Raw genomic sequence first — 25,260 nt, 5'->3', positions numbered from 1 at the left:
GGGCTCCGGTCAGCCGTCGGTGGTGGCGGCGACGACGGCGGGGAACAGCTCCCAGCCGTCCAGCTCCACCGGCCGGCCCCCGGGCCCGGGCAACAGGCCGCGCCGCCCGGCCTCCTCGACCAGCGCCCGTACGGTGCCGGGTTCGCGCAGGTTGAGCAGGTTGCCGCGGTCGTCGCCCACGCAGCCCTCGTACCACAGGCCGCCCTCCGTGGTCCACCGGCCCGAGCCGGGCGCGCCCGCGCGGAAGACGAACCGCACCCGGACACCGTCCCGGTACAGCGTCAGCGCGTCCCGCCAGACGCCGTCGCGCCCCCGTTTGCGCCGGTGGCTCCACAGCCAGGCGGGCCCTTCGCCGACGACGAGCCCGCGCTGTCTGCGGTCGTTGCCCATGGCACCCACGGTAGTGAGAGTGGCCGTATGCGCCCTACCGCCGGTCCCGGAGCGGTGGGACGCTGCCCTTCATGTGGGCAATGAGGCGGATTTGGCGCATGGCTCCGGTGGTCGTCGGCGCGGCCGTCGCCGTCGGCGGGGTCGTCGCGTGCGAGCCGGGCGGACTCGGCTCCGCGTCGGTGGCCTACACGACCGACCAGACCGTGACCCGTGAACTGCAGCGGCAGAAGGCGGAGGTGCGCTGGCTCACCTGCACCGCCTCCTACGGCGACCGGGGCAGCACGGCCTCGGCGGGCGAGGACGCGGTCGCCTCCGTCCACTGCGAGGGCAGGACGGACGACGGCAAGGACATCACCGTCGACGGCAAGGTCACCAAGGTCGTCAACGGCGCCTGCGTGCGCGGGAACCTGAGCGCGAAGGTGGACGGCAAGGAGTGGTTCCGGGTCAAGGGACTGGGCAACTGCGACGCCGCCCCGAGCGCCCCGCCCGCGAACCGGCCCTCCCAGGACCGGCCCGGCCCCACCGTGACCGTCACCCGGACCATCTGGTGCCCGAGCGACCCGCACTGCGGGCCCGTCGAGGGCAAGTGACCGGGACGGGTCCCCGGCCGGAGCGGGTCCGTGGCCGGGAAGTGATCCAAACCTCTGTCGGCGGGCCGCGCCCCTGCATAGGGTATGGGGGTGACTCAGCCCGCAGCGCCTGCCTACCTCCGCTTTCCGCACCCGCACGGCGAGTTGGTCGCCTTCACCGCCGAGGACGACGTGTGGCTCGCCCCGCTCGACGGCGGCCGCGCCTGGCGGGTCAGCGCCGACAACGTACCGGTGAACCATCCGCGCATCTCGCCCGACGGCACCGCGGTCGCCTGGACCTCCACCCGCGACGGGGCCCCCGAGGTGCACGTCGCCCCCGTCGACGGCGGCCCCGCCCGGCGCCTCACCCACTGGGGCAGCATCAGGACGCAGGTCCGCGGCTGGACCGCCGACGGCCGCGTCCTGGCCCTGAGCACCTACGGCCAGGCCAGCCTGCGCCGTAGCTGGGCCCGCGCCGTCCCGCTGGACGGCGGACCGGCGACCACCCTGCCGTACGGGCCCGTCGGCGACGTCGCGCGGGGGCCGCACACCGTGCTGCTGTCCGCGCCGATGGGCCGCGAGGCCGCCTGGTGGAAGCGCTACCGGGGCGGCACGGCGGGCAAGCTGTGGATCGACCGCGAGGACGACGGCGAGTTCGTTCGCCTGCACGCCGGCCTCGACGGCAACATCGAGTACCCCTTCTGGGTCGGCGAGCGGATCGCCTTCCTCTCCGACCACGAGGGCACCGGCGCCCTCTACTCCTCCCTCGCCGACGGCTCCGACCTGCGCCGGCACACCCCCCTCGACGGCTTCTACGCCCGGCACGCCGCCACCGACGGCACCCGCGTCGTCTACTCCTCCGCCGGTGAACTGTGGACGCTGGACGACCTCGACGGTGCCGAACCGCGCCGGCTGGACATCCGGCTCGGCGGCGCCCGCGTCGACCTCCAGCCCTACCCGGTCAACGCCGCCCACTGGTTCGGCTCCGCGTCCCCCGACCACACCGCGCGCGGCAGCGCCGTCGCCGTGCGCGGCGGCGTGCACTGGGTCACCCACCGCTCCGGACCCGCCCGCGCGCTCGCCGTCACGCCCGGCGTGCGCAACCGGCTGCCGCGCACCTTCCGCGCCGAGGGCGAGGAGTGGGTGGTGTGGGTGACCGACGCCGAGGGCGACGACGCCCTGGAGTTCGCGCCCGCCACCGGACTCGCCCCCGGCGCCACCGCGCGGCGCCTGGCCGCCGGGCAGCTCGGCCGGGTGCTGCACCTCGCCGTGGCCCCCGACGGCAGCCGAGTCGCCGTCGCCTCGCACGACGGGCGGGTCCTGCTCGTCGAGCGCGAGAGCGGCGAGGTCCGCGAGGTCGACCGCAGCGAGGACGGCGACGCCTCCGGTCTCGTCTTCTCGCCCGACTCCGCCTGGCTCGCCTGGTCCCACCCCGGCCCCGAGCCGCTGCGGCAGCTCAAGCTCGCCAACACCACCGACCTGTCGGTGAGCGAGGCGACCCCGCTGCGCTTCAAGGACTACTCCCCGGCCTTCACCCTGGACGGCAAGCACCTCGCCTTCCTCTCCACCCGCTCCTTCGACCCGGTCTACGACGAGCACGTCTTCGACCTCGCCTTCGTCGAGGGCGCCCGGCCGTACCTGATCACCCTCGCCGCGACCACGCCCTCGCCCTTCGGCCCGCAGCGCCACGGCCGCGCCTTCGAGACCCCGGACCGTGAGGAGACCCCCGACAGCGAGGGCACCCCCACCACCCGGATCGACATCGAGGGCCTCGCCGACCGCATCGTGCCCTTCCCGGTGGAGGCCGCCCGCTACTCCCGGCTGCGCGCCGCCAAGGACGGTGTCCTGTGGCTGCGCCACCCGCTCACCGGCGTCCTCGGCGCCTCCCGCGCCAACCCCGAGGACCCCGACCCCAACACCGAGCTGGAGCGGTACGACCTCGTCCAGCAGCGTGTCGAGCACCTGGGCGGCGACGCCGACCACTTCGAGGTCAGCGGCGACGGCAAGCGGGTGCTGCTGTGGACCGACGGCCGGCTCAAGGTCGTCCCCAGCGACCGGCGGCCCTCCGGCGACGAGGACAGCGACACCAACATCGCCGTCGACCTGGGCCGGGTCCGGCAGACCGTCGAACCGGCCGCGGAATGGCGGCAGATGTTCGACGAGACCGGCCGCATCATGCGCGACCACTTCTGGCGGGCCGACATGAACGGCGTCGACTGGGACGGCGTCCTCGACCGCTACCGGCCCGTCCTCGACCGCGTCGCCACCCACGACGACCTGGTCGACCTGCTGTGGGAGGTGCACGGCGAACTCGGCACCTCGCACGCCTACGTCACCCCGCGCGGCGGCCACGGCTCCGGCGCCCGGCAGGGACTGCTCGGTGCCGACCTCTCCCGCCACGAGGACGGCGCCTGGCGCATCGACCGGGTGCTGCCCTCCGAGACCTCCGACCCCGACGCCCGCTCCCCGCTCGCCGCACCCGGGGTCGCCGTGCGCGCCGGGGACGCGATCGTCGCGGTCGCGGGCCAGGCCGTGGACCCGGTCACCGGGCCCGGCCCGCTGCTCGTCGGCACCGCGGGCAAGCCGGTCGAGCTGACCGTCTCGCCGTCCGGCGGGGGAGAGGTGCGGCACGCGGTCGTCGTCCCGCTCGCCGACGAGGAGCCGCTGCGCTACCACGCGTGGGTCGCCGACCGCCGGGCCTACGTCCACGAGAAGTCCGGCGGGCGGCTCGGCTACCTCCACGTGCCCGACATGCAGGCGCCCGGCTGGGCCCAGATCCACCGCGACCTGCGCGTCGAGGTGGCCCGGGAGGGCCTGGTCGTCGACGTCCGCGAGAACCGGGGCGGCCACACCTCCCAGCTCGTGGTGGAGAAGCTGGCCCGGCGCATCGTCGGCTGGGACCTGCCGCGCGGGATGCGGCCGACGAGCTACCCGCAGGACGCGCCCCGGGGGCCGGTCGTCGCGGTGGCCAACGAGTTCTCCGGCTCGGACGGGGACATCGTCAACGCGGCGATCAAGGCGCTGGGCATCGGTCCGGTCGTCGGTGTCCGCACCTGGGGCGGGGTCATCGGCATCGACAGCCGCTACCGGCTGGTGGACGGCACGCTGATCACACAGCCGAAGTACGCGTTCTGGCTGGAGGGGTACGGCTGGGGCGTGGAGAACCACGGCGTCGATCCCGACGTCGAGGTCCCCCAACGCCCGCAGGACCACGCGGCGGGCCGCGATCCTCAACTGGACGAGGCGGTCGCGCTCGCGCTGGCGGCGCTGGAGGAGTCCCCGGCGAAGACGCCGCCGAGCCTGCCCTAGCCCGTGGCGGATGTGGCCGAGGCCGCGGGGCAGTCGTGCCTCCCCCCAGGACGGCATGGGCGCCGCGCACCGTGGTCGTCGCCGGGGGGCGCTCGCCGGCGCGTGCCGGGTGCCGCTGCGCCCACCCGTGCCGCCCCAGCGGCACGACTGCCCGCAGCTACGGGGACTGTCCGCAGCTACGGCGGTGGCGGATACGATGCCCATCCAGAAGATCACTGCGTGAGGAGGGCCAAGTGGCCGGCGAACCCCAGGACGACTGTCTGTTCTGCAAGATCGTCGCGGGGCAGATTCCCGCGACGATCGTCCGCGAGACCGACACCACCGTCGCGTTCCGGGACATCAACCCCCAGGCCCCCACCCACGTCCTCGTGATCCCCAAGGCCCACCACAAGGACGCCGCCGCCCTCGCCGCCGAGGCCCCGCAGCTCGCCGCGGACGTCCTGCGCGAGACGCAGGTCGTCGCCGACGCCGAGCAACTGGACAGCTACCGCACCGTCTTCAACACCGGCGGCGGCGCCGGACAGACCGTCTGGCACGCGCACGCCCACGTGCTCGGCGGACGCGGCCTCCAGTGGCCCCCCGGATAGCCCGGACCAGGACCAGGCACCGTGTCCGCACGTGAACTCGTCGTCCTCGGCACCGCCAGCCAGGTCCCGACCCGGCACCGCAACCACAACGGCTACCTGCTGCGCTGGGACGGCGAGGGCATCCTCTTCGACCCCGGCGAGGGCACCCAGCGCCAGATGCTGCGGGCCGGGGTCGCCGCCCACGACCTGAACCGGATCTGCGTCACGCACTTCCACGGCGACCACAGCCTCGGCCTCGCCGGCGTGATCCAGCGCATCAACCTCGACCGGGTCCCGCACGAGATCACCGCCCACTACCCGCGCTCCGGTCAGCGGTTCTTCGAGCGGCTGCGGTACGCCACCGCCTACCGCGAGACCGTCGCCCTCACCGAGGCCCCGGTCGACACCGACGGACCCCTCGCCCGCACCCCCGCCTACACCCTGGACGCCCGCAGGCTCTCCCACCCCGTCGAGTCGTACGGCTACCGGCTCACCGAGCCCGACGGCCGCCGCATGCTGCCCGAGCGCCTCGCCGCGCACGGCATCAAGGGCCCCGACGTCGGCCGCATCCAGCGCGAGGGCTCGCTCAACGGCGTCCGGCTCGACGAGGTCAGCGAGGCCCGCCGCGGCCAGCGGTTCGCGTTCGTCATGGACACCCGGCTGTGCGCGGGGGTGCACGCCCTCGCCGAGGGCTGCGACCTGCTCGTCATCGAGTCCACCTTCCTCGACGAGGACGAGACGCTCGCCGCCGACCACGGCCACCTCACCGCCGGGCAGGCGGCGCGCGCGGCCCGGGACGCGGGCGTACGGCACCTGGTGCTCACGCACTTCAGCCAGCGCTACCCGGACCCCGGGGAGTTCGAGCGGCAGGCGCGCGCGGCCGGATACGCGGGGGAGCTGACCGTGGCCCGCGACCTCACCCGCGTCCCGGTTCCGAAACGCCGGTGAAACGGTCGTACGATGCTCTGATGCCCCTGCCCAAAGCTGAACTGCACCTCCACATCGAAGGCACCCTCGAACCCGAGCTGGCCTTCGCGCTGGCCGCCCGCAACGGTGTCGCGCTCCCGTACGCGGACGAGGACGCCCTGCGCGAGGCGTACCGCTTCGAGGACCTCCAGTCCTTCCTCAACCTGTACTACGAGCTGATGGCCGTCCTGCGCACCGAGCGGGACTTCGAGGACCTCGCCAACGCCTACCTGGCCCGCGCCGCCGCGCAGGGCGTGCGGCACGCCGAGATCTTCTTCGACCCGCAGGCCCACCTCGCCCGGGGCGTGGAGATGGGCACGGTCGTGGAGGGGCTGTGGCGGGCGCTCGGCAGCAGCCGCGAGAACCACGGCGTCTCCACGCGGCTGATCCTCTGCTTCCTGCGCGACGAGTCCGCCGAGTCGGCGATGGCGACGCTGGACGCCGCCAAGCCGTACCTGGACCGCATCACCGGCGTCGGCCTGGACTCCGCCGAGGTCGGCCACCCGCCGGTGAAGTTCCGCGAGGTGTACGAGGCCGCCGCCGCCCTCGGGCTGCGCCGGGTCGCCCACGCGGGCGAGGAGGGGCCGCCCGCGTACGTCGTCGAGGCCCTCGACGTCCTCGGCGTCGAGCGCATCGACCACGGGCTGCGGTCGGTGGAGGACCCGGCGCTGGTCGAGCGGCTGGTGCGCGACCGCGTCCCGCTCACCCTGTGCCCGCTGTCCAACGTGCGGCTGCGCACGGTCGACACCCTCGCCGGCCACCCGCTGCCCGCGATGCTCGACGCGGGCCTCATGTGCACCGTCAACTCCGACGACCCCGCCTACTTCGGCGGCTACGCGGGCGACAACTTCGACGCCGTTCGGTCCGCCCTCGGCCTCACCGAGGAGCGCCTGCGGGAGCTGGCCCGCAACTCCTTCCTCGCCTCCTTCCTGGAGGACGACGAGGAACTGCGGGCGCGCTGCCTCGCGGAGGTCGAGGCGTACGAGTTCCCGGCGGCGTAGGACTCAGCCCGTACCGGACCCCGGTGTGGCCGCCGCCTGCCGGGGTCCCGCCGTGTCGTAGGCCCCCCGCTCGGCCACGGCCGGGGCCTCCACGTCGATCTCCACGACCGGCTGCTCCACCGCGCCGACCTCCGGCACCGCACCGCTCGGCGTGCCCGTGGCCGCGGCGACCAGCGCCGCCGGGGTGCCGCCGCGGCGGCGGATCGCGCCGGGCAGCAGCGGGCGCCCGCCGGTGTGCAGGGCGACGGCGGTCATCGGCGCGGCGAGCAGCAGCAGCCCGGCGCCCAGCACCAGGCCCATGACCGGATAGCCGGCCTGCGCCGAGAGCACACTGCCGGTCAGCGGGCCGGCCGCCGAGCCCAGCGAGCACGCCGAGCCCACGAGCACCGCCCACCGGCCGCGCGCGTCGAGCGAGGCGGCGAGGCCGATCAGGTACGACAGGACGACCGGGTAGAAGGTGTTCCAGGCGATCTCGCCGGTCGCGAAGGCCGCCGGGGTGGTCGCGGACGCGCTCAGGGCGATGCAGACCCCGATGAGCACCGTGCCCGCGCCGACGGGCACCGCCCGTCCCAGCCGAGGCCCGAGCGCACCGGCCGCCAGCACGCCCACCAGGCCCGCGCCCAGCGCGACGGCGAAGACGGCACCGAGGGCGGCGTCGCCCAGCCCGGCCTGCGTCAGGCCGATCCGGCCGCTGACGCCCCACAGGGAGTTCTGCGCCAGGGACCAGCACAGCACCGCGACGGCGAGGACCAGTCCCGAACGGCGGTGGGGGAGCGGGGCTGCGCCGGTGTCGCCGGTGCCGTGCGCGGCCGGGGCGTCGGCCGTACCGTCCGGCAGCCGTCCGGCCGGCGCCCACACCGCCAGCGCGGTCAGGGCGATGGCGGCCAGCGGCAGACCGTGGGCCCGGCCGAGATGCGGCACCGTCAGATACACCGCACCGGCCAGCGCGGACACGCTCAGCAGGCCCACCGTGGAGGCGCGGTGGGGATCGCGTTCGGCGGCGATCAGGGAGGCGGCGACGGTCATGGCCGTCCCCGAGCCGAATCCGCCGACGACCGCGCCGGCGACGACGGCCGGGACGGCGGTGGTGAGCGCGGCGGTGCCGTAGCCGAGGAAGGCCAGCGCGAGCCCGAGGCGGGCCAGCGTCCGGGGGCCGAGGCTCCGCACCCGGGAGGCCAGCAGGAGGCCCGCGGTCGCCGAACTCAGCAGCAGCGCGCTGCCGACGGCGCCCGCCTGCGTGGTGGACAGCGGAAGGCTGGTGTCGAGTCTGCCCACGGTGGTGGGCAGCAGGTACGGAGGCAGGTAGCCGGCCGTGAAAAGGGCGACGAGGGGCCAGGGAGTGGTGCGGGGGGCGAACACGGGCGTTCCCAGGGCATGCGAAAGGGACGGTGGGAAGAGAAGAAAGAGGGGGCGACGACCGTCGGTCGAGAGGGGCGCGCGGGCAATTTGTATCAAGCGGGGGGAGGCGACAAACAGGCGGGCTGGTGTGATCTGGGTCACATTGTTGTTTGGTTGTTTTGAAGCTGGGTAGCCGTGTTCGCCGCCCTTGCCGAAGGCGCCCCGTTTCGCGCCGGGGCGGACTGGCGGACCTCCTTGCGTGCGCCCCGTGTGCGCCGTCGGCCCATTGACGTCATCGGGTTCACTTACCTAGCCTCCATTCCCGTACATGGACGAAGGAAAGGTGCCCCGTGCTCACCGACCTCACCGTCACGGCCGTCCGCCTCACGCCGGTCCTGGTCGCGGACCCGCCGCTGCTGAACACGCAAGGGGTGCACCAGCCGTACACTCCCCGCCTGATCGTCGAGGTCGAGACGGCCGGCGGGGCCACGGGGGTGGGCGAGACCTACGGCGACACCAAGTACCTGGAACTGGCCCGCCCCCTCGCCGATCTGCTGGTCGGCCGTCAGGTCACGGACGTGAACGCTCTCTTCGTCCTCGCCGACGAGGTCGCCGTCGACTCCTCCCGGGTCTCCGGGCAGGTCGACGTCGGCGGGCTGCGCGGTTCCCAGACCGCCGACAAGCTGCGCCTGTCCGTTCTGTCCGGCCTGGAGGTCGCCTGCCTGGACGCACTCGGCAAGGCGCTCGGCCTGCCCGTGCACGCGCTGCTCGGCGGCAAGGTCCGGGACGCCGTCGAGTACAGCGCCTACCTCTTCTACAAGTGGGCCGCCCACCCCGAGGGCGTGGCGTGCGAGAAGGACGACTGGGGCGCCGCCCTCGACCCGGCCGGCGTGGTCGAGCAGGCGCGTGCCTTCACCGAGCGGTACGGCTTCACCTCGTTCAAGCTCAAGGGCGGCGTCTTCCCGCCCGACGAGGAGATCGCCGCCGTCCGGGCCCTCGCCGCGGCCTTCCCCGGCCGCCCGCTGCGCCTGGACCCCAACGGCGCCTGGTCCGTGGAGACCTCACTGAGGGTCGCCGGGGAACTCGGGGACCTCCTGGAGTACCTGGAGGACCCCGCGCTCGGCACCCCGGCCATGGCCGAGGTCGCCGCGCGGACCGGCGTGCCGCTGGCGACCAACATGTGCGTGACGACGTTCGCCGAGATACCGGAGGCGTTCGCCAAGGGCGCCGTCCAGGTCGTGCTCTCCGACCACCACTACTGGGGCGGGCTGCGCAACACCCGGCAACTCGCCGCCCTCTGCCGCACCTTCGGCGTCGGCGTCTCCATGCACTCCAACACCCACCTCGGCATCAGCCTGGCCGCCATGACCCACGTGGCGGCCACCGTGCCGAACCTCCACCACGCCTGCGACTCCCACTACCCGTGGCAGTCCGAGGACGTGCTGACCGACCGCGTCGCCTTCGACGGCGGCCGCGTCACCGTCTCCGACGCCCCCGGCCTCGGCGTCGAACTCGACCGCGACCGGCTGGAGTTCCTGCACCGGCGCTGGCTCGACGACGACGGTTCCCTGCGGGACCGCGACGACGCCGCCGCGATGCGGGTCGCCGACCCCGGGTGGGTCACCCCGTCCGTGCCGCGCTGGTGACCGGCGGTTCCGCCGCCTGCGTCCGGTTGTCCTCGGTGTGGTGCACACTGGCCTGATCCGCACCATGCCAGGGAGCGCACCGTGACAGCCTCCACCGTGTCCACCGTCTCCGATGCGGCCACCGTCTCCGACGTGTCCGCCGTCTCCGACGTGCCCGAGTCGCCCGTCCTGCCGGCCGACGAGAGAACCCACCGCCACACCCAGGGCGGCACCGCGCACCGCCGGCCCGAGGTCGACCCCCTCGCCGTCCTGCGCACCCCGCAGGACCCGCCCTGGGACGTGTACCTGACGGGCACCGTCTTCCTCGACGTCGTCTTCACCGGGCTCGACTCGGCCCCGGTGCGCGGCACCGAGTCCTGGGCCCGCGGGATGGGGTCGAGCCCCGGCGGCGTGGCGAACATGGCGACCGCGCTGGCCCGTCTCGGCCTGCGCACCTCGCTGGCCGCCGCGTTCGGCGACGACCACTACGGCGACTACTGCTGGGACGCCCTCGCCCAGGGCGAGGGCATCGACCTGTCCCCGTCCCGCACCGTGCCCGGCTGGCACTCGCCGGTGACGGTCTCGATGGCGTACGAGGGCGAGCGCACCATGGTCTCCCACGGCCACGAGCCGCCGCCCGAGGAGCCCTCCCCCGACTGCCCGCCCCGCGCCCGTGCCGCCGTCGCCTCCCTCACGCCCGGCGTGCGCGCCCCCTGGATCGCCCAGGCCGCCGCCCGCGGCACCCGCGTCTTCGCCGACGTCGGCTGGGACGACACCGGCGCCTGGGACCTGGCCGCGCTGCCCGACCTCGCGCACTGCGAGGCCTTCCTGCCGAACGCCGAGGAGGCGATGCGCTACACCGGCGCCACCTGCCCGCGGGCCGCCGCGCACGCCCTGACCGAGCACGTGCCGCTCGCGGTGGTCACCCTCGGCGCGGACGGCGCCTACGCGGTGGACCGGCGTACGGGGGAGAGCGCCGAGGTCCCGGCCATCGAGGTGGAGGCCCTGGACCCGACCGGCGCCGGGGACGTCTTCGTGGCCGGGTTCGTCACCGGCACCCTGGCCGGCTGGCCGCTGGCCGACCGCCTCGCCTTCGCCGGCCTCACCGCGGCGCTGTCCGTGCAGGAGTTCGGCGGTTCGCTGTCGGCGCCGGGGTGGGGCGAGATCGCCACCTGGTGGCGCAAGGTCCAGTCCGTCGAGGCCCAGGACCCGGCTGCCCTGCGCCGCTACGCCTTCCTGGCCGGTCTCGTCCCCGACGACCTGCCCGGCTCCTGGCCCCTGCGCCGCGCCGTCCCGACCATCGGCTTCCGCCGCCCAACGCGCTGACCGCCACCGCCCTCCGGGGGCTTCGGAGCCCGGCCGCCGCGTCTGCCCGGGGCCGTGCCGCCCGTCCTCGGCGTGCCGCTGCCGCCGCGTGGCCGGGGCGCGGGCCCGGGGTCGGCCGGGCGGTTCAGGGCCCCGGCCCGGGATTCCCGGCGGTGGTTCAGAACCCGAGGCGGCGGAGTTGCTTGGGGTCGCGCTGCCAGTCCTTGGCGACCTTCACGTGCAGGTCCAGGAAGACCGGAGTGCCGAGCAGTGCCTCGATCTGCTTGCGGGACTTGATGCCGACGTCCTTCAGGCGCTTGCCCTTGGGGCCGATGATGATGCCCTTCTGGCTGGGGCGCTCGATGAACACGTTGGCGTGGATGTCCAGCAGCGGCTTGTCCGCGGGGCGGTCCTCGCGCGGCAGCATCTCCTCGACGACCACCGCGATGGAGTGCGGCAGCTCGTCCCGCACCCCCTCCAGCGCGGCTTCCCGGATCAGCTCGGCGACCATGACCTGCTCGGGCTCGTCGGTCAGGTCGCCCTCGGGATAGAGCGCGGGGCCCTCGGGCAGCAGCGGCGTGAGCAGGTCGGCGAGCAGATCCACCTGCTGGTTGGCGGTGGCCGACACCGGGACGATCTCCGCCCAGGCGATCCCCAGCTCCTTGCCGAGCTGGTCGATCGCGATGAGCTGCTCGGCCAGGGCCTTGGAGTCCACCAGGTCGGTCTTGGTGACGATCGCGATCTTCGGGGTCTTCCTGATCCCCGCCAGCTCCTTGGCGATGAAACGGTCACCCGGGCCCAGCTTCTCGTTGGCCGGCAGGCAGAAGCCGATGACGTCCACCTCGGCCCACGTCGTGCGCACCACGTCGTTGAGCCGCTCGCCCAGCAGCGTGCGCGGCTTGTGCAGCCCCGGGGTGTCCACCAGGATCAGCTGGGCGTCCTCGCGGTGCACGATGCCCCGCACGGTGTGCCGGGTGGTCTGCGGACGGTTGGAGGTGATCGCCACCTTCTGCCCGACCAGAGCGTTCGTGAGGGTGGACTTGCCCGCGTTGGGACGGCCCACGAAGCAGGCGAAGCCGGCCCGGTGAACTGTCTCGGCCGGTTCTTCGGATGACTGGGTACGAACGCTCATGGCGCCCATTGTCCCTGATCCCCGGAGCCCCGCCGTACCACGGTCGCCCCTCCCGCCGGCCGGGCCGTGACCGGTCAGCCCGCGCTGACCGTCCCGCGCACCGTGCCGTCGGGCGAGGCCACCAGCACCGGCGTCCCCGCCCCGCCCAGGTCCCGTACCGCCGCCCGGTCCTCCTGCGACGCCGTTTCCGACTCGGTGACCACGGCCGCCGCCTCCAGGGACTTCGCGCCGGAGGCCACCGCCATCGCCACCGCCGTGCGCAGGGCGCTGAGCCGGAGGGAGTCCAGGGCGACGGTCCCCGCGACGTACGTGCGGCCGGTCTCGTCGCGGACGGCCGCGCCCTCGGGCACGCCGTTGCGGGCGCGGGCCGAGCGGGCCAGGGTGACGATCTTGCGGTCCTCGGGGTCGAGGTCGGGAGTCTCGGTCATGGGGTGAGCATACGGAGCCCCCCGGAGCCGGCGCCCGGGCGGGCTCAGGGACGGTCCAGGCGGAGCCGGTCGGCGCGCGGCAGGCCCGCGACGACCAGGTCGTAGGAGTCCTCCACCAGTTCCCTGACGACGCGATCCGCAAGGCCGCCGCGCGGGCCCCCGGAGACCGTCACCGTGTTCCAGTGCCGCTTGTTCATGTGCCAGCCCGGGACGATCAGCTCCGGATGCTCGCGCCGCAGCCGGACCGCGTCGTCCGGGTCGCACTTGAGGTTGACCGTGAGCGGGCGTCCGTCCAGCGACGTGAGCGCGAACATCTTCCCCAGCACCTTGAAGACCGAGGTCTCCGGGTTGAAGGGGAAGTCCTCCACCGCCGCGTTGAAGGAGAGGCAGAAGTCGCGGAGCTGTGCCGGGGTCATTCCGGTACGGCCTCCTCGGCGGGCTCCGCCGCGGCGACCGGCTCCACCAGCACCGTCACGATCTTGTTCCGGCGGCCCGCCGCGGCCTCCGCCGTCAGCCGCAGCTCACGGCCGTCGGGCAGCTCCACGAGCGCCGAGGCACCGGCGATCGGGACGCGGCCCAGGGCCTTGGCGAGCAGACCGCCGACCGTCTCCACGTCCTCGTCGTCGTACTCGTCCAGGCCGTACAGGTCGCCCAGGTCGCCGATGTCCAGGCGCGCGGTGACCCGGAAACGGCCCCCGCCCAGCTCCTCGACCGGCGGCAGCTCACGGTCGTACTCGTCGGTGATCTCGCCGACGATCTCCTCGAGGATGTCCTCGATGGTGACGATGCCCGCCGTGCCGCCGTACTCGTCGATGACGACGGCGACGTGGTTGCGTTCCTTCTGCATCTCGCGCAGCAGGTCACCGGCGTTCTTGGTGTCCGGCACGAAGGACGCCGGGCGTATCGCGGTGGAGACCAGGTCGCTCTCCGCGTCCCGGCTGATGTGCGTCCTGCGGACCAGGTCCTTCAGGTACACGATGCCGACGATGTCGTCCTCGCTGTCCCCGGTGACCGGGATCCGGGAGAAACCGGAGCGCAGGGCGAGGGTGAGGGCCTGCCGGATGGTCTTGTAGCGCTCGATGACGACGAGGTCGGTGCGCGGCACCATGACCTCCCGCACGAGGGTGTCGCCCAGCTCGAACACCGAGTGCACCATGCGGCGCTCCTCGGCCTCGATCAGCGACTCCTTCTCGGCGTAGTCCACCAGCGCCCGCAGCTCCGCCTCCGAGGCGAAGGGGCCCCGGCGGAAGCCCTTGCCGGGGGTGAGCGCGTTGCCGATGAGGATCAGCAGCGAGGGGACCGGGCCCATGATCCGGGCCAGCGGCAGCAGCACGTACGCCGCGACGGTCGCCGTGTTCAGCGGATGCTGGCGGCCGATGGTGCGCGGGGAGACCCCGACGGCGACGTAGGAGAGCAGCACCATCACCGCGATGGCGATGATCAGCGCCTCGCCGGTGCCGTCGAACTCTCTGAGACAGGCGTACGTGACCAGCGCGGCGGCCGCCATCTCGCAGGCGACGCGGACCAGCAGCGCCACGTTGAGGTAGCGCGTCGGGTCGGCGGCGACCTGGGCGAGCTTCTCGGCGCCCCGGCGCCCGGACCGTACCGCCTCCTCGGCGCGGAAGCTGGAGACCCTCGCGAGTCCCGCCTCCGCGCACGCGGCCAGCCAGGCGACCACCACCAGGGCGACGGCACCGGCGACGAGCGGGAGACTCATGAGACCGTCGGGGCCGGGGACGGGCCGGTCAGGCCCTTCTCCGCACGCCAGCCGTCGACGATGGCGGCCTGCAGACCGAACATCTCGGCCTTCTCGTCCGGCTCCTCGTGGTCGTACCCGAGCAGGTGCAGCACCCCGTGGACGGTCAGGAGCTGGAGCTCCTCGTCCATGGAGTGCCGGGTCGGTGCCTCCGCGCCCTGCTTCTCGGCGACCTCGGGGCAGAGCACGATGTCGCCGAGAAGCCCCTGCGGCGGCTCCTCCTCGTCCTTGGACGGCGGACGCAGCTCGTCCATCGGGAAGGACATCACGTCGGTGGGGCCGGGCAGGTCCATCCACTGGATGTGCAGTTGCTCCATGGCGGCGGCGTCCACGACGATCACCGAGAGCTCGGAGAGCGGGTGGATGCGCATCCGCGCGAGCGCGTAGCGGGCGATGTCGAGGATCGCCTGCTCGTCGACCTCGGTTCCGGACTCGTTGTTGACGTCGATCGACATGGTCGTGCTGGTCTACTTCCCCTTGGCCTTGGCACCGTGTCTGGGCGTCCGGCCGCCGTTGTGGCCGCCGTTCTCGGTGCCGTTCCTGCTGTCGTACTGCTCGTAGGCGTCGACGATACGGCCCACCAGCTTGTGCCGGACGACGTCGTGCGACGTGAGCCGGGAGAAGTGGACGTCCTCGACGCCCTCCAGGATGTCCTGCACCTGCCGCAGACCCGACTTGGTGCCGCCGGGCAGGTCGACCTGCGTCACGTCACCCGTGATCACGATCTTGGAGTCGAAGCCGAGGCGGGTCAGGAACATCTTCATCTGCTCGGGGCTCGTGTTCTGGGCCTCGTCCAGGATGATGAACGCGTCGTTCAGCGTGCGGCCGCGCATGTACGCCAGCGGCGCCACCTCGATCGTCCCGGCCGCCATCAGCCGCGGGATCGAGTCCGGGTCCAGCATGTCGTGCAGCGCGTCGTACAGCGGGCGCAGATACGGGTCGATCTTCTCGTACAGCGTCCCGGGCAGGAAGCCCAGCCGCTCGCCGGCCTCGACCGCCGGGCGGGTCAGGATGATGCGGTTGACCTGCTTGGACTGCAGGGCCTGCACCGCCTTGGCCATCGCCAGGTAGGTCTTGCCGGTGCCCGCGGGGCCGATGCCGAAGACGATGGTGTGCTTGTCGATCGCGTCGACGTACCGCTTCTGGTTCAGCGTCTTGGGGCGGATCGTGCGGCCGCGCGAGGACAGGATGTTCTGCGTGAGCACCTCGGCCGGGGTCTCCTGGCCGTCGCTCTCCCCGTTCCCGCTCGCCCTGAGCATGGCGATCGAGCGTTCCACTGCGTCCTCCGTCATCGGCTGCCCCGTGCGCAGCACCAGCATCATCTCGTCGAACAGGCGCTGTACCAGGGCGACCTCATGGGTGTCACCGACGGCGCTGATCTCATTGCCCCGGACATGGATGTCGGCCGCCGGGAAGGCCTTCTCGATCACACGCAGGAGGGAGTCTCCGGAGCCCAGCACGGTCACCATGGGGTGCCGGGCGGGGACGGTGATCTGTGCTCTCGCCTGCCCCTGCGCGGGGGTGTGGGCTGAGGGTGTCTGAGTCATGGGCCGGCGCTCTAGGCCTGCTCGTCCTCCTCTGCGGCGCACGCCGCGTGACGGGTGTTTCTGCTGTCTCCAGCGTACGACTCCCCGTCCACAGCACCGAGTCGTTTATCCGACCGGTGCCCGCCGCTGCCCGAGGAGCAGGTCCCGGAACCAGCCGTACGACGCCTTGGGCGTGCGCTCCAGCGTGGTGAAGTCCACGTGGACCAGTCCGAAGCGGCGGGCGTACCCCTCGGCCCACTCGAAGTTGTCCAGGAGCGACCACACGAAGTAGCCGCGCACGTCCACCCCCGCCTCGAGGGCCCGGTGCAGGGCGCGCACGTGCCCGTCGAGGTAGGCGATGCGGTCCTGGTCGTCGAGGCCCTCGTAGGAGCAGCCGTTCTCCGTGATCACGACCGGCGGGAGGCGGTCGCCGTAGCGCTCGCGGAAGCCGGTGAGCAGCTCGGTCAGCCCCTCCGGGACCACCGGCCAGCCGAAGTCCGTCAGTGGGCGGCCCTCGACCGGGCGCACCGAGAAGGGCAGTTCGGCCGGGAGCGGCACCCCGCCGAACTCGGTCCCGGTCCCCTGCGGGGCGCCCACCCGCGTCGGCGCGTAGTAGTTCACGCCGTACCAGTCCAGCGGCTCGGCGATGACCTCCAGGTCGGCCGCCACGTCACCGGGGGAGCCGGGCATGAGGTCGCCGATGCCCTCCGGGTAGCGCCCGGTGAGGAGCGGGTCGGCGAACATCCGGTTCAGCAGGAGGTCGTAGAAGTCCGCCGCCTCCCGGTCCGCCGGGTCGTCCGAGGCGGCCCAGGTCGGGCCGTGGGAGTTGGCGATGCCGATGTCCCCGGCGCCCCCGGCGCGCAGGGCCCGCACGGCCAGACCGTGGGCCAGGAGCTGGTGGTGGGCGGCCGGGAGCGCGTCGAACAGCAGCCTGCGGCCGGGGGCGTGGGTGCCCAGGGCGTGGCCGAGCAGGGTGTGCTCGGCGGGTTCGTTGAGGGTGATCCACTTGCCGACCCGGTCGCCCAGGCGTCCCGCGACGCGCGACACGTACTCGGCGAACCGGGCCGCCGTGTCCCGCTCCAGCCAGTCCAGGCCCGCCGGCAGGTCCCAGTGGAACAGCGTCGGCACCGGCCGTACGCCCGCCGCGCACAGCTCGTCCACCAGGCGGTCGTAGAAGTCGAGGCCGCCGGGGGAGTCCGCCCGGGGCCAGGAGACCGAGAAGCGGTACGCGTCCACGCCGAGGTCCGCGAGCAGGGCCACGTCCTCGCGGTAGCGGTGGTAGTGGTCGCAGGCCACCGCCGCCGTCGAGCCGTCCCGCACCCGCCCGGGCTCGGCCGTGAAGGCGTCCCACACGGACGGCCCCCGCAGCCCGGCCGCGCCCTCGATCTGGTGCGCGGACGTGGACACCCCCACAGGAAGCCGTCGGGGAACCGGGGCATCGCGTCAGTCGCCATGCGCGGATCATCCGCACCCCCGGCGAGGGAAGTCAACGCCCGTGCGCGCGAGCGGTGTTACGCCCCCTCCTTCAGTACCCGCGAGATCAGCGCGCGCTGCTCGTCGGTGAGCCGGGGATCGGCGGCGTACACCGTCCTGCCGTCCACGGTGAGCTGGTAGCTGAACCCGTCCGGCACCCCCACCGGCGGGGTGCCGCGGCCGTCGGCGACCGCCCGCTCGGCCAGGGCGTGCCACTCGTCCGCGTCGGGGCGGCCCGCGGTCTCGACCTCCGCGTGGCGTTCGATGCCCGCGAAGCCTCCTGTGCGCCTCACCTGAATCCGCATGGACCCGTGTCTAGTACGGAACTACGGCGTCCGCACCCCGACCTGCTCCCAGGCCTTTCCGACCGCGTCCAGCTCGTCCCCCTCGCCGTAGCGCGCCCGGGCGGCCTTCACCGTCAGCTCCGCGAAGTCCGCGAACAGCGCGTCCTGGGCCAGCTCGCCGCCGGTCAGCACGTCGTACCAGATCTGCCCGGCCCGCTCCCAGGCGTGTCCGCCCAGCTCGGTGGCGAGGAGGTAGAAGGCGTGGTTGGGGATGCCGGAGTTGATGTGCACGCCGCCGTTGTCGCGGCCGGTGCGCACGAAGTCGTCCATGGTCGCGGGCTGCGGGTCCTTGCCGAGCACGTCGTCGTCGTAGGCCGTGCCCGGCGCCTTCATGGAGCGCAGCGCCTCGCCGGTCACGCGCGGGGCGAGCAGCCCGGCGCCGATCAGCCAGTCGGCCTCGGCGGCGGTCTGGCCCTGCGTGTACTGCTTGATGAGGGAGCCGAAGACGTCCGACACCGACTCGTTGAGGGCGCCGGGCTGGCCGTAGTAGGTCAGGTTGGCGGTGTGCTGGGTGACGCCGTGGGTCAGCTCGTGGCCGATCACGTCCAGGGCGACGGTGAAGTCGAGGAAGATCTCCCCGTCCCCGTCGCCGAAGACCATCTGCTCGCCGTTCCAGAACGCGTTGTTGTACTCGCGGTCGTAGTGCACGGTCGCGTCCAGCGGCAGTCCGGCGCCGTCGATGGAGTCGCGCCGGTACACCTCCAGGTAGTGCTCGAAGGTGGCGCCCAGGCCCGCGTAGGCCCGGTTCACGGTGGCGTCCCGGCCGGGTTCGTCGCCCTCGCCGCGCACCTTGCGGCCGGGCAGGTCCGTGCCGTGCCGGGCGTCGTAGACCGTGCGCTGCGGCTTGCCGGGCTCGGCGCCGGCCAGCGGGGCCACGGCGGGGGCGCCGATGACCGTGGTCAGGCCGCGGCGGGTGCGCTCCAGGGCGTCGCGCTGGAGGGTGCGCCGGGCGGGCCCGGCCAGCACCGGGTCCCCGTGCTGGGCGAGCCGGTCCAGGACGTGGGGCGGGACGATGGTGCAGAAGACGGGCTGGAAGCCCCCGTATGTCGTCATGTCCGGCACTTTCGCACTGTGTGACCGTCCTGTCACCAGTCGCGACCACGATGGGGGCACTGCGGCGCGAACGCGGCTCCACGATCCGGCCACGAGTGGTATACGGCACTTTTTGTCCCGGTTGCGGTCCCGGTCCCGCATACTGATACGGACCCGCGTGACCCGCGTGACTCGGCTAAGGTGCTGGGCATCATGCGATTCGGGCTGCTTCTCCTTAGCTGCCGCGGCGAGGGCCTGTAGAGGCCGACTCCCTCCCCGCGGAGCTTGGTGGTGCCGTCGGCCGTCCTTCCGGACACGCGGACGTCGCGGACACCGCACAGACCGCGGACATCAGAGGAGCCCACGCCATCATGGCCAACCGCCAGCAGCCCAGCCCCATGCCGACCGCCAAGTACCGCGGCTACGAACAGGTCGACATCGCCGACCGCACCTGGCCGAACCGGCGGATCACCGCCGCCCCCCGCTGGCTCTCCACCGACCTGCGCGACGGCAACCAGGCCCTGATCGACCCCATGTCGCCGGTCCGCAAGCGGGCCATGTTCGACCTGCTGGTCAAGATGGGCTACAAGGAGATCGAGGTCGGCTTCCCGGCCTCCGGCCAGACCGACTTCGACTTCGTGCGGTCCATCATCGAGGACCCGGAGGCGATCCCCGACGACGTCACCATCTCCGTACTGACCCAGGCCCGCGAGGACCTGATCGAGCGCACGGTGGAGTCCCTGAAGGGCGCCAGGCGGGCCACCGTCCACCTGTACAACGCGACCGCCCCGGTCTTCCGCCGGGTCGTCTTCCGCGGCTCCAGGGACGACATCAAGCAGATCGCCGTCGACGGCACCCGCCTGGTCATGGAGTACGCGGAGAAACTGCTGGGCCCCGAGACGGAGTTCGGCTACCAGTACAGCCCCGAGATCTTCACCGACACCGAGCTGGACTTCGCCCTGGAGGTCTGCGAGGCGGTGATGGACACCTACCAGCCCGGTCCCGGCCGCGAGATCATCCTCAACCTGCCCGCCACCGTGGAGCGTTCCACGCCGTCCACGCACGCCGACCGCTTCGAGTGGATGGGCCGCCACCTGTCCCGCCGTGAGTACGTCTGCCTGTCCGTCCACCCGCACAACGACCGCGGCACGGCGGTGGCGGCGGCGGAACTGGCGGTCATGGCGGGCGCCGACCGCGTCGAGGGCTGCCTGTTCGGGCAGGGCGAGCGCACCGGCAACGTCGACCTGGTCACCCTGGGGATGAACCTGTTCTCCCAGGGCGTCGACCCGCAGATCGACTTCTCCGACATCGACGAGATCCGTCGCACGTGGGAGTACTGCAACCAGATGGAGGTCCACCCGCGCCACCCCTACGTGGGCGACCTGGTCTACACGTCCTTCTCCGGCTCCCACCAGGACGCCATCAAGAAGGGCTTCGACGCGATGGAGGCCGACGCGGCCGCCAGGGGCGTCACCGTCGACGACATCGAGTGGGCGGTGCCCTACCTGCCCATCGACCCCAAGGACGTCGGCCGCTCCTACGAGGCCGTCATCCGCGTCAACTCGCAGTCCGGCAAGGGCGGGATCGCCTACGTCCTGAAGAACGACCACAGCCTGGACCTGCCGCGCCGGATGCAGATCGAGTTCTCGAAGATCATCCAGGCCAAGACCGACGCCGAGGGCGGCGAGATCACCCCGAGCGCCATCTGGGACGTCTTCCAGGACGAGTACCTGCCCAACCCGGACAACCCCTGGGGCCGCATCCAGGTGGCCAAGGGGCAGACCACGACCGACCGCGACGGCGTCGACACCCTCACCGTGGACGCCACGGTCGACGGCGCGGAGACCACCCTGGTCGGCACCGGCAACGGCCCGATCTCGGCGTTCTTCCACGCGCTGCAGGGCATCGGCATCGACGTACGGCTGCTGGACTACCAGGAGCACACGATGAGCGAGGGCGCCTCCGCGCAGGCCGCCTCCTACATCGAGTGCGCCATCGGCGACAAGGTGCTGTGGGGCATCGGAATCGACGCGAACACCACGCGCGCCTCACTGAAGGCGGTCGTCTCCGCCGTCAACCGCGCGGCGCGCTGACCAGCCGAATCAGCGGTTTGAGGTCCCGTCCGCCGGAATCCGGCGGACGGGACCCCGTCATATACCGGCCATATATCTGTGATGGTCACGAAAAGGTCTCGTCCTGGGTACTGACTCCACGTCGGTGATGTGGCTAACATCACGCCAGCGCGACGAAGCTGTCGCGCCGTTACGGAGGTGCGACGTGCTGCCTGGACGGGGACGAAACGGCCGAGCTGCCGGGCTGCCACGCATCCTGGGCACCCGCACCGCGTGGACACCCGTCGGCGACGGGGAGTTCTTCTGCCCCGGATGCGGCGGCGACCGCAACTACACCCGGCTCACCGGCCACCGCCGCTTCACCGTGCTCGGCGTGCCCCTGCTGCCCCGCGGCGAGTCCGCGCCGGCCGTCGAGTGCGCGGCCTGCCGGTGCCGCTACGGCACGGACGTCCTCGACCACCCGACCACCACCCGCTTCTCCGCGATGCTCCGCGACGCCGTCCACACCGTCGCCCTGGCGGTCCTGACCGCGGGCGGCACCTGCTCCCGCACCTCACTGGAGACCGCCGCCGTCACGGTGCGCGCGGCCGGCTTCGAGGAGTGCACCGAGGACCGGCTGAACGCGCTCGTCGAGGCGCTGGAGGCGGACACCGGCCGGGTCCGCGGGGAGCCCTGCGTGCCGGGGCTGGCGATAGAACTGCACGAGGCGCTCGACCCGCTGGCCCCGCACCTGGCCGCCGTCGGCCGCGAGTCGATCCTCCTCCAGGGTGCCCGCATCGCCCTGGCCGACGGCCCGTACACCCCCGCCGAACGCGACGCCCTGGCCACCGTCGGCGCGGCCCTGACCCTCTGCTCCGACGACGTCACCCGCCTCCTGGAGTCGGCGGGCACGCCCTCCTAGGGCGGACCGGCGACGTGCCGTGCTCACGGACCCCCGGGGAGGTCCAGCCGCATGACCTGACGGTGCACGCCCGGACCGAAGTAGTCCGGACGCAGGCCTCCGTCGGGTTCCTCGGGGCGGAAGCCCAGGGAGCGGTAGAGGAAGATCGCCGCGAGGTTGGCGGGCTCCACGGTGAGGCGGACCACCCGTATGCCGTCCCGGCGCAACCGGGCCAGCACCTCCCGCATCAGCTCCCGCCCCAGCCCGTGGCGGCGCCGGTCCAGGGTCACGCACAGCCCGAGTATCCAACTGTCCGTGCCGAGCGTCCGGGTGGCGGCCAGCACGTAGCCGCGCAGCCGGCCCGTGCCGTCGTCCAGGACCAGGAAGTGCTCCTCGTACATGTCGAAGAGCTGGCGCAGCAGGAAGCCGGGGTAGGCGAACTCCTGGAAGACCTCCTCGTCCAGCCGCCGCAGTTCCGGAAGATCGGACTCCCGTGCCGTGCGCAGGTCCAGTGGCAGGCCGTCCGGTGTCACACCGGTTCGCGTGAGCTGGTCGTGATGGTCGAGGGAACGTTCCAGCGGTTCGGCGGTCATGTAACCCCCTGCTCAGACTGCGTCAACTCGTGGGCACCCGCACCGCTCACGATCGAGTGAAGGACTCATGTGGCGGCCAGTGTCTGCTTCTGGCTAGAGTGAGCGCCCAACTTCCCTCATGCAAGGGCGAGTTCGGGTGTGCGACCATGCGCCCGACGTGCGCCGGGCGGATGAGGATGGCGTATTCCCGCACTGGTCCGTAGTGGCTGGGTCACCTACCGTGACAGTGCTGGGGGTTTGTCCAAATTCGAATGGAACGTGGCAGGGTGACTATGGATCGCAACGCCGACGCACCGTGGTCGAAGTTCGATCCAGAGGTGTACGTCGACAACAACTACCGGACGCCGCTCGAAGTCGACCTGCTGATCGTCCGGTTGATGCGCGACTACTTCAGCCGCTGCTTCGAGGGCGCCCCGCCGCGCTCGGCGTGCGGCATCGACGTCGGTGCCGGCGCGAACCTGTACCCCGCCCTGTCGATGCTGCCCTGGTGCGAGAAGGTGCTCCTGCTGGAGTACGCGCACCCGAACGTCGAGTACCTGGAGAAGCAGATCGCCCCGGCAGGCTTCGACATCGCCTGGGACCCCTTCTGGGACGTGCTGCGCGAGGCTCCCGCCTACGCCGCCGTCCAGCCCAGACCGCTGGTGGCGGACATCGTCCGGGTGGAGCGCGGCAACCTCTTCGACCTGGAGGGCGGGGACCGGCGCTGGTCCCTCGGCACCATGTTCTTCGTCGCCGACTCCATGTCCGAGGCGCCCGAGGAGTTCCACCGGGGTGTGCGCTGCTTCATGAACGCGCTCGACGACACGGCGCCGTTCGCCGCCGCCTTCATGAAGGAGTCCGTCGGCTACCGCGTCGGCGCCCACGACTACCCGGCCTACCGGGTCAACGAGGAGACGGTCCGGGAGAGCCTGGAGCCGTTCACCGGGGAGCTGGAGATCCACGATCTCCACCACTCCGTACGACCCGGGCACGAGGGCATGCTCCTCGCCCTGGGACGGCGCAACGCGACGGTCGCCGCCCCGCAGGAACGAGTGGCCGCCGGGCAGAGCCTTGTATAACGGGGACATGACAAACATAAAGTAACGAGGTCTGTACGAGGGGGTGCGGGGATGCAGATCAAGCCACGCCAGCACCTGCTGGACATCTGGCAGGCCATGGCCCGCCATGCGTTCGACGAGGGCAAGCTGGTCCGGCGGGACACGGACGGACTGAGCAGCGTCGCGGACGCCGAACGCCTGCTCTGCCTCCTGTATCCGGCCACCGAGGTCCCCGCCTTCCGCCTCGACCAGCCCGACACCACCGAACGGGACGTACTGCGCGCCCTCGAGCGGGTCGGCAGCCGGCTGGAGATCCCGCCCAACCTGATCGCCGCGCTGACCCAGTTCATGCGCACCCACACGGCCACGGACGACAGCCCCACCTTCTCCGGCGGCCACTACTTCCGCCCCTCCGAGTCCGGCGGCACGGTCACCCACGAACAGCGGCAGCTCGGAGTCGTCGACTCCTACTCCATGTCCGTCACGCTCTGCCTCGCCACCCTCGGCTTCCTCAAGGTCTACGAGGGCGCCACGACCCGGCCCGAGGTCCTCAGGTCCATCGCCGAACTGAGGGAAGCCACCAACGCCCGGCTGACCGCCGCGATGGTCAGCCTGCTGCGTTCCTTCGCCGTGAACGTCTTCGACGCCGAGTCGGAACAGGGCAAGCGGCTGATCCAGGTCATCGGCCAGGGCGGACAGTCCGACCGGATCGTCCTCCAGCAGTTCTCCCGCCGGTTACGCCCGCTGCGCGCCACCATCATCGAAAGCCTCTCCCGGGGCATCCAGGTCGACGAGGGCATCCGCGACGAGAGCCAGCTCTTCGAGTGCGGCTGGGCCTGGGGCATCGTCAAGGACGCCCCGCAGATCACCGACCTGAACGCGGACGTCCCCGGCCAGCCCGACGGCATCGCCGACCGGCTGCCCTACGTGTACTTCACCGTCGTCGCCCTCGACGGCATCCAGGACCTGTTCTCCGACCGGACCCTGACCCTCGGCCTCCTCGACGAGGACCAGCAGAAGCTCGCCGAGATGCTGCGCCTGCGCTGGGAGCTGAGCCAGCAGTACTGGTCCGCGATCGCCCGCTTCGGCGGCGATCGCTGGCCCCTGGAGGACCTGCCCTGGCAGACCACCGGCCTGCGCCTGGAGTCCGAGTACTTCTCCCTGACCGTCGCGGCCATCCTCGTCCACGACCTGGTCCGCCGGAAGGCGACCGACGACGACCTCACCCGCACCGTCGCCATCATGGAACGCCTGGCCGACCGGGGCCGCGTCACCAGCCGCATGACCCGCAGGGACCCGACCCTCCGGCTGCACACCCCCGGCGTCACCATGCCGCTGGCCGGGTCCGAGCGGGCCGGCGGCCTGCTCCTGTGGCGGATGACCGACTTCTCCGCCCAGCTCCTCAAACGGATCATCCAACTCGCCGAACTCTCCCGGAACATCGGCGCTCAGGACCGCCTGCTGCGCCTCGCCGAGCAGTCCTTCGAGCACCTGTGGAAACGGCGGATCGACGAGGAGGACGGCGCCGGCCTCTGGGACAACATCCAGGCCGTCTACCCCGACGCCCAGGACGCCGGGCTGCGCCTGTCCTGGAGCATCACCGAGCGCGTCACCGAATGCCTCGTCGCCGCCCGCTCCCTCTACGAGCAACAGCCCATCCGCAGCCCCGAACTCGCCGAGTTCGCCCGGGAACTGCTCAGCGAGGCCACCCACCTGTTCGGCCGGGAGCAACTGGAGGCATCCGCCGCGGCCGACGGAAGCAGAGCCCGGGCCATGCGCAGCATCGAAAGCCGCCTCGACCACGCCCGCAGCCTGGTCGACGAACGGCCCGCGACCGCCTTCGCCCTGGCCCTGCCCGTGCTCCAGGAACTCGACACCCTGGCCCAGGCCAGGGGCGCCGCCTCCCAGGAGGTATGAG

The 25,260-nt window shown here is 72.5% G+C and carries 22 protein-coding genes and 1 pseudogene; 11 read left to right on the top strand and 12 right to left on the bottom strand.

Translation table 11 applies throughout. The annotated features are described in order from the left end of the window. Positions 1-9 precede the first annotated feature (9 nt). On the bottom strand, positions 10-390 hold the full coding sequence (locus IG88_RS0110910; protein WP_031038206.1) for a hypothetical protein: 381 nt from the start codon (positions 388-390) through the stop codon (positions 10-12). Between the two features lie 98 nt (positions 391-488). On the opposite strand from IG88_RS0110910, the gene IG88_RS0110905 reads away from it, so the two are divergent. The 5 genes from IG88_RS0110905 to IG88_RS0110885 all read left to right on the top strand — a co-directional run bounded on the left by IG88_RS0110905 (position 489) and on the right by IG88_RS0110885 (position 6,801). After that, positions 489-980, top strand: a complete 492-nt coding sequence (locus tag IG88_RS0110905; RefSeq protein ID WP_037835728.1) for a hypothetical protein — start codon at positions 489-491, stop codon at positions 978-980. Between the two features lie 84 nt (positions 981-1,064). After that, positions 1,065-4,268, top strand: a complete 3,204-nt coding sequence (locus tag IG88_RS0110900; RefSeq protein WP_031038201.1) for a S41 family peptidase — start codon at positions 1,065-1,067, stop codon at positions 4,266-4,268. Positions 4,269-4,501: 233 nt separating this feature from the next. After that, entirely contained in the window at positions 4,502-4,855 is a 354-nt protein-coding gene (locus IG88_RS0110895) for a histidine triad nucleotide-binding protein (RefSeq protein WP_031038197.1), read from the top strand. A 21-nt stretch (positions 4,856-4,876) separates the two neighbouring features. Further along, positions 4,877-5,782: a ribonuclease Z gene (locus tag IG88_RS0110890; RefSeq protein WP_031038194.1), complete on the top strand. Its 906-nt coding sequence runs from the start codon at positions 4,877-4,879 to the stop codon at positions 5,780-5,782. A gap of 20 nt (positions 5,783-5,802) precedes the next feature. Further along, a complete protein-coding gene (locus tag IG88_RS0110885; protein WP_031038190.1) occupies positions 5,803-6,801 on the top strand; it encodes an adenosine deaminase in 999 nt (332 codons plus the stop codon). A 3-nt stretch (positions 6,802-6,804) separates the two neighbouring features. On the opposite strand, the gene IG88_RS0110880 is transcribed toward IG88_RS0110885, so the two are convergent. After that, positions 6,805-8,160 (bottom strand): MFS transporter, encoded by a 1,356-nt coding sequence (locus IG88_RS0110880; RefSeq protein ID WP_031038187.1) that lies wholly within the window; start codon positions 8,158-8,160, stop codon positions 6,805-6,807. Between the two features lie 329 nt (positions 8,161-8,489). Here IG88_RS0110880 and IG88_RS0110875 point away from each other — a divergent pair, with 329 nt between their 5' ends. Further along, positions 8,490-9,785, top strand: a complete 1,296-nt coding sequence (locus tag IG88_RS0110875; protein ID WP_031038184.1) for a glucarate dehydratase family protein — start codon at positions 8,490-8,492, stop codon at positions 9,783-9,785. Between the two features lie 81 nt (positions 9,786-9,866). Next, complete coding sequence (locus IG88_RS0110870) at positions 9,867-11,090, top strand: PfkB family carbohydrate kinase (RefSeq protein ID WP_031038182.1); 1,224 nt, start codon at positions 9,867-9,869, stop codon at positions 11,088-11,090. Positions 11,091-11,247: 157 nt separating this feature from the next. Here the strand turns inward: IG88_RS0110870 and era are convergent, their stop codons facing one another. From era to IG88_RS0110825, 9 genes and pseudogenes are all read right to left on the bottom strand, one after another. Beyond that, positions 11,248-12,201: a GTPase Era gene (era, locus tag IG88_RS0110865; protein ID WP_030399861.1), complete on the bottom strand. Its 954-nt coding sequence runs from the start codon at positions 12,199-12,201 to the stop codon at positions 11,248-11,250. A gap of 74 nt (positions 12,202-12,275) precedes the next feature. Continuing rightward, the gene (locus tag IG88_RS0110860) at positions 12,276-12,629 is read right to left on the bottom strand and encodes a cytidine deaminase (RefSeq protein WP_031038179.1); all 354 of its coding nucleotides are present in this window, start codon (positions 12,627-12,629) and stop codon (positions 12,276-12,278) included. Positions 12,630-12,673: 44 nt separating this feature from the next. After that, the gene (locus IG88_RS0110855; RefSeq protein ID WP_031038176.1) at positions 12,674-13,045 is read right to left on the bottom strand and encodes an MmcQ/YjbR family DNA-binding protein; all 372 of its coding nucleotides are present in this window, start codon (positions 13,043-13,045) and stop codon (positions 12,674-12,676) included. Next, positions 13,042-14,346 (bottom strand): hemolysin family protein, encoded by a 1,305-nt coding sequence (locus IG88_RS0110850; protein ID WP_031038173.1) that lies wholly within the window; start codon positions 14,344-14,346, stop codon positions 13,042-13,044. Before IG88_RS0110850 ends, IG88_RS0110855 begins: the two co-directional genes overlap by 4 nt. Continuing rightward, positions 14,343-14,840 carry an rRNA maturation RNase YbeY gene (gene ybeY, locus IG88_RS0110845; RefSeq protein ID WP_031038156.1) on the bottom strand — a complete coding sequence of 166 codons (498 nt, stop codon included), beginning with the start codon at positions 14,838-14,840 and terminating at the stop codon, positions 14,343-14,345. Before ybeY ends, IG88_RS0110850 begins: the two co-directional genes overlap by 4 nt. Before the next feature lie 12 nt (positions 14,841-14,852). Beyond that, positions 14,853-15,932 (bottom strand): PhoH family protein, encoded by a 1,080-nt coding sequence (locus tag IG88_RS0110840; RefSeq protein WP_063760605.1) that lies wholly within the window; start codon positions 15,930-15,932, stop codon positions 14,853-14,855. 105 nt (positions 15,933-16,037) lie between these two features. Then, a pseudogene (locus IG88_RS0110835) lies at positions 16,038-17,365 on the bottom strand (GH1 family beta-glucosidase). 57 nt (positions 17,366-17,422) lie between these two features. Next, a complete protein-coding gene (locus IG88_RS0110830; protein WP_030399854.1) occupies positions 17,423-17,689 on the bottom strand; it encodes a protealysin inhibitor emfourin in 267 nt (88 codons plus the stop codon). A gap of 21 nt (positions 17,690-17,710) precedes the next feature. After that, complete coding sequence (locus IG88_RS0110825; protein ID WP_031038148.1) at positions 17,711-18,781, bottom strand: M4 family metallopeptidase; 1,071 nt, start codon at positions 18,779-18,781, stop codon at positions 17,711-17,713. Between the two features lie 350 nt (positions 18,782-19,131). Here IG88_RS0110825 and leuA point away from each other — a divergent pair, with 350 nt between their 5' ends. Both leuA and IG88_RS0110815 read left to right on the top strand, forming a co-directional pair. After that, entirely contained in the window at positions 19,132-20,853 is a 1,722-nt protein-coding gene (leuA, locus tag IG88_RS0110820) for a 2-isopropylmalate synthase (RefSeq protein WP_031038144.1), read from the top strand. Between the two features lie 184 nt (positions 20,854-21,037). Further along, the gene (locus IG88_RS0110815; protein WP_031038141.1) at positions 21,038-21,733 is read left to right on the top strand and encodes a TerB family tellurite resistance protein; all 696 of its coding nucleotides are present in this window, start codon (positions 21,038-21,040) and stop codon (positions 21,731-21,733) included. A 23-nt stretch (positions 21,734-21,756) separates the two neighbouring features. Here IG88_RS0110815 and IG88_RS0110810 read toward each other — a convergent pair whose 3' ends face one another. Continuing rightward, positions 21,757-22,305 carry a GNAT family N-acetyltransferase gene (locus IG88_RS0110810; RefSeq protein ID WP_031038138.1) on the bottom strand — a complete coding sequence of 183 codons (549 nt, stop codon included), beginning with the start codon at positions 22,303-22,305 and terminating at the stop codon, positions 21,757-21,759. Positions 22,306-22,556: 251 nt separating this feature from the next. Between IG88_RS0110810 and IG88_RS0110805 the strand changes: the two genes are divergently transcribed. Then, complete coding sequence (locus tag IG88_RS0110805) at positions 22,557-23,363, top strand: SCO2525 family SAM-dependent methyltransferase (protein WP_051851870.1); 807 nt, start codon at positions 22,557-22,559, stop codon at positions 23,361-23,363. A gap of 51 nt (positions 23,364-23,414) precedes the next feature. Continuing rightward, positions 23,415-25,259 (top strand): SCO2524 family protein, encoded by a 1,845-nt coding sequence (locus IG88_RS0110800; RefSeq protein ID WP_031038134.1) that lies wholly within the window; start codon positions 23,415-23,417, stop codon positions 25,257-25,259. The last annotated feature ends 1 nt before the right edge of the window (position 25,260 follow it).

The organism is Streptomyces sp. NRRL F-5650 (genome assembly GCF_000721365.1).
GTDB classification, from domain to species: domain Bacteria; phylum Actinomycetota; class Actinomycetes; order Streptomycetales; family Streptomycetaceae; genus Streptomyces; species Streptomyces ardesiacus.
The sequence above is the reverse complement of the archived record's forward strand: the minus strand, read 5'-3'. Positions and strand labels throughout refer to the sequence as shown.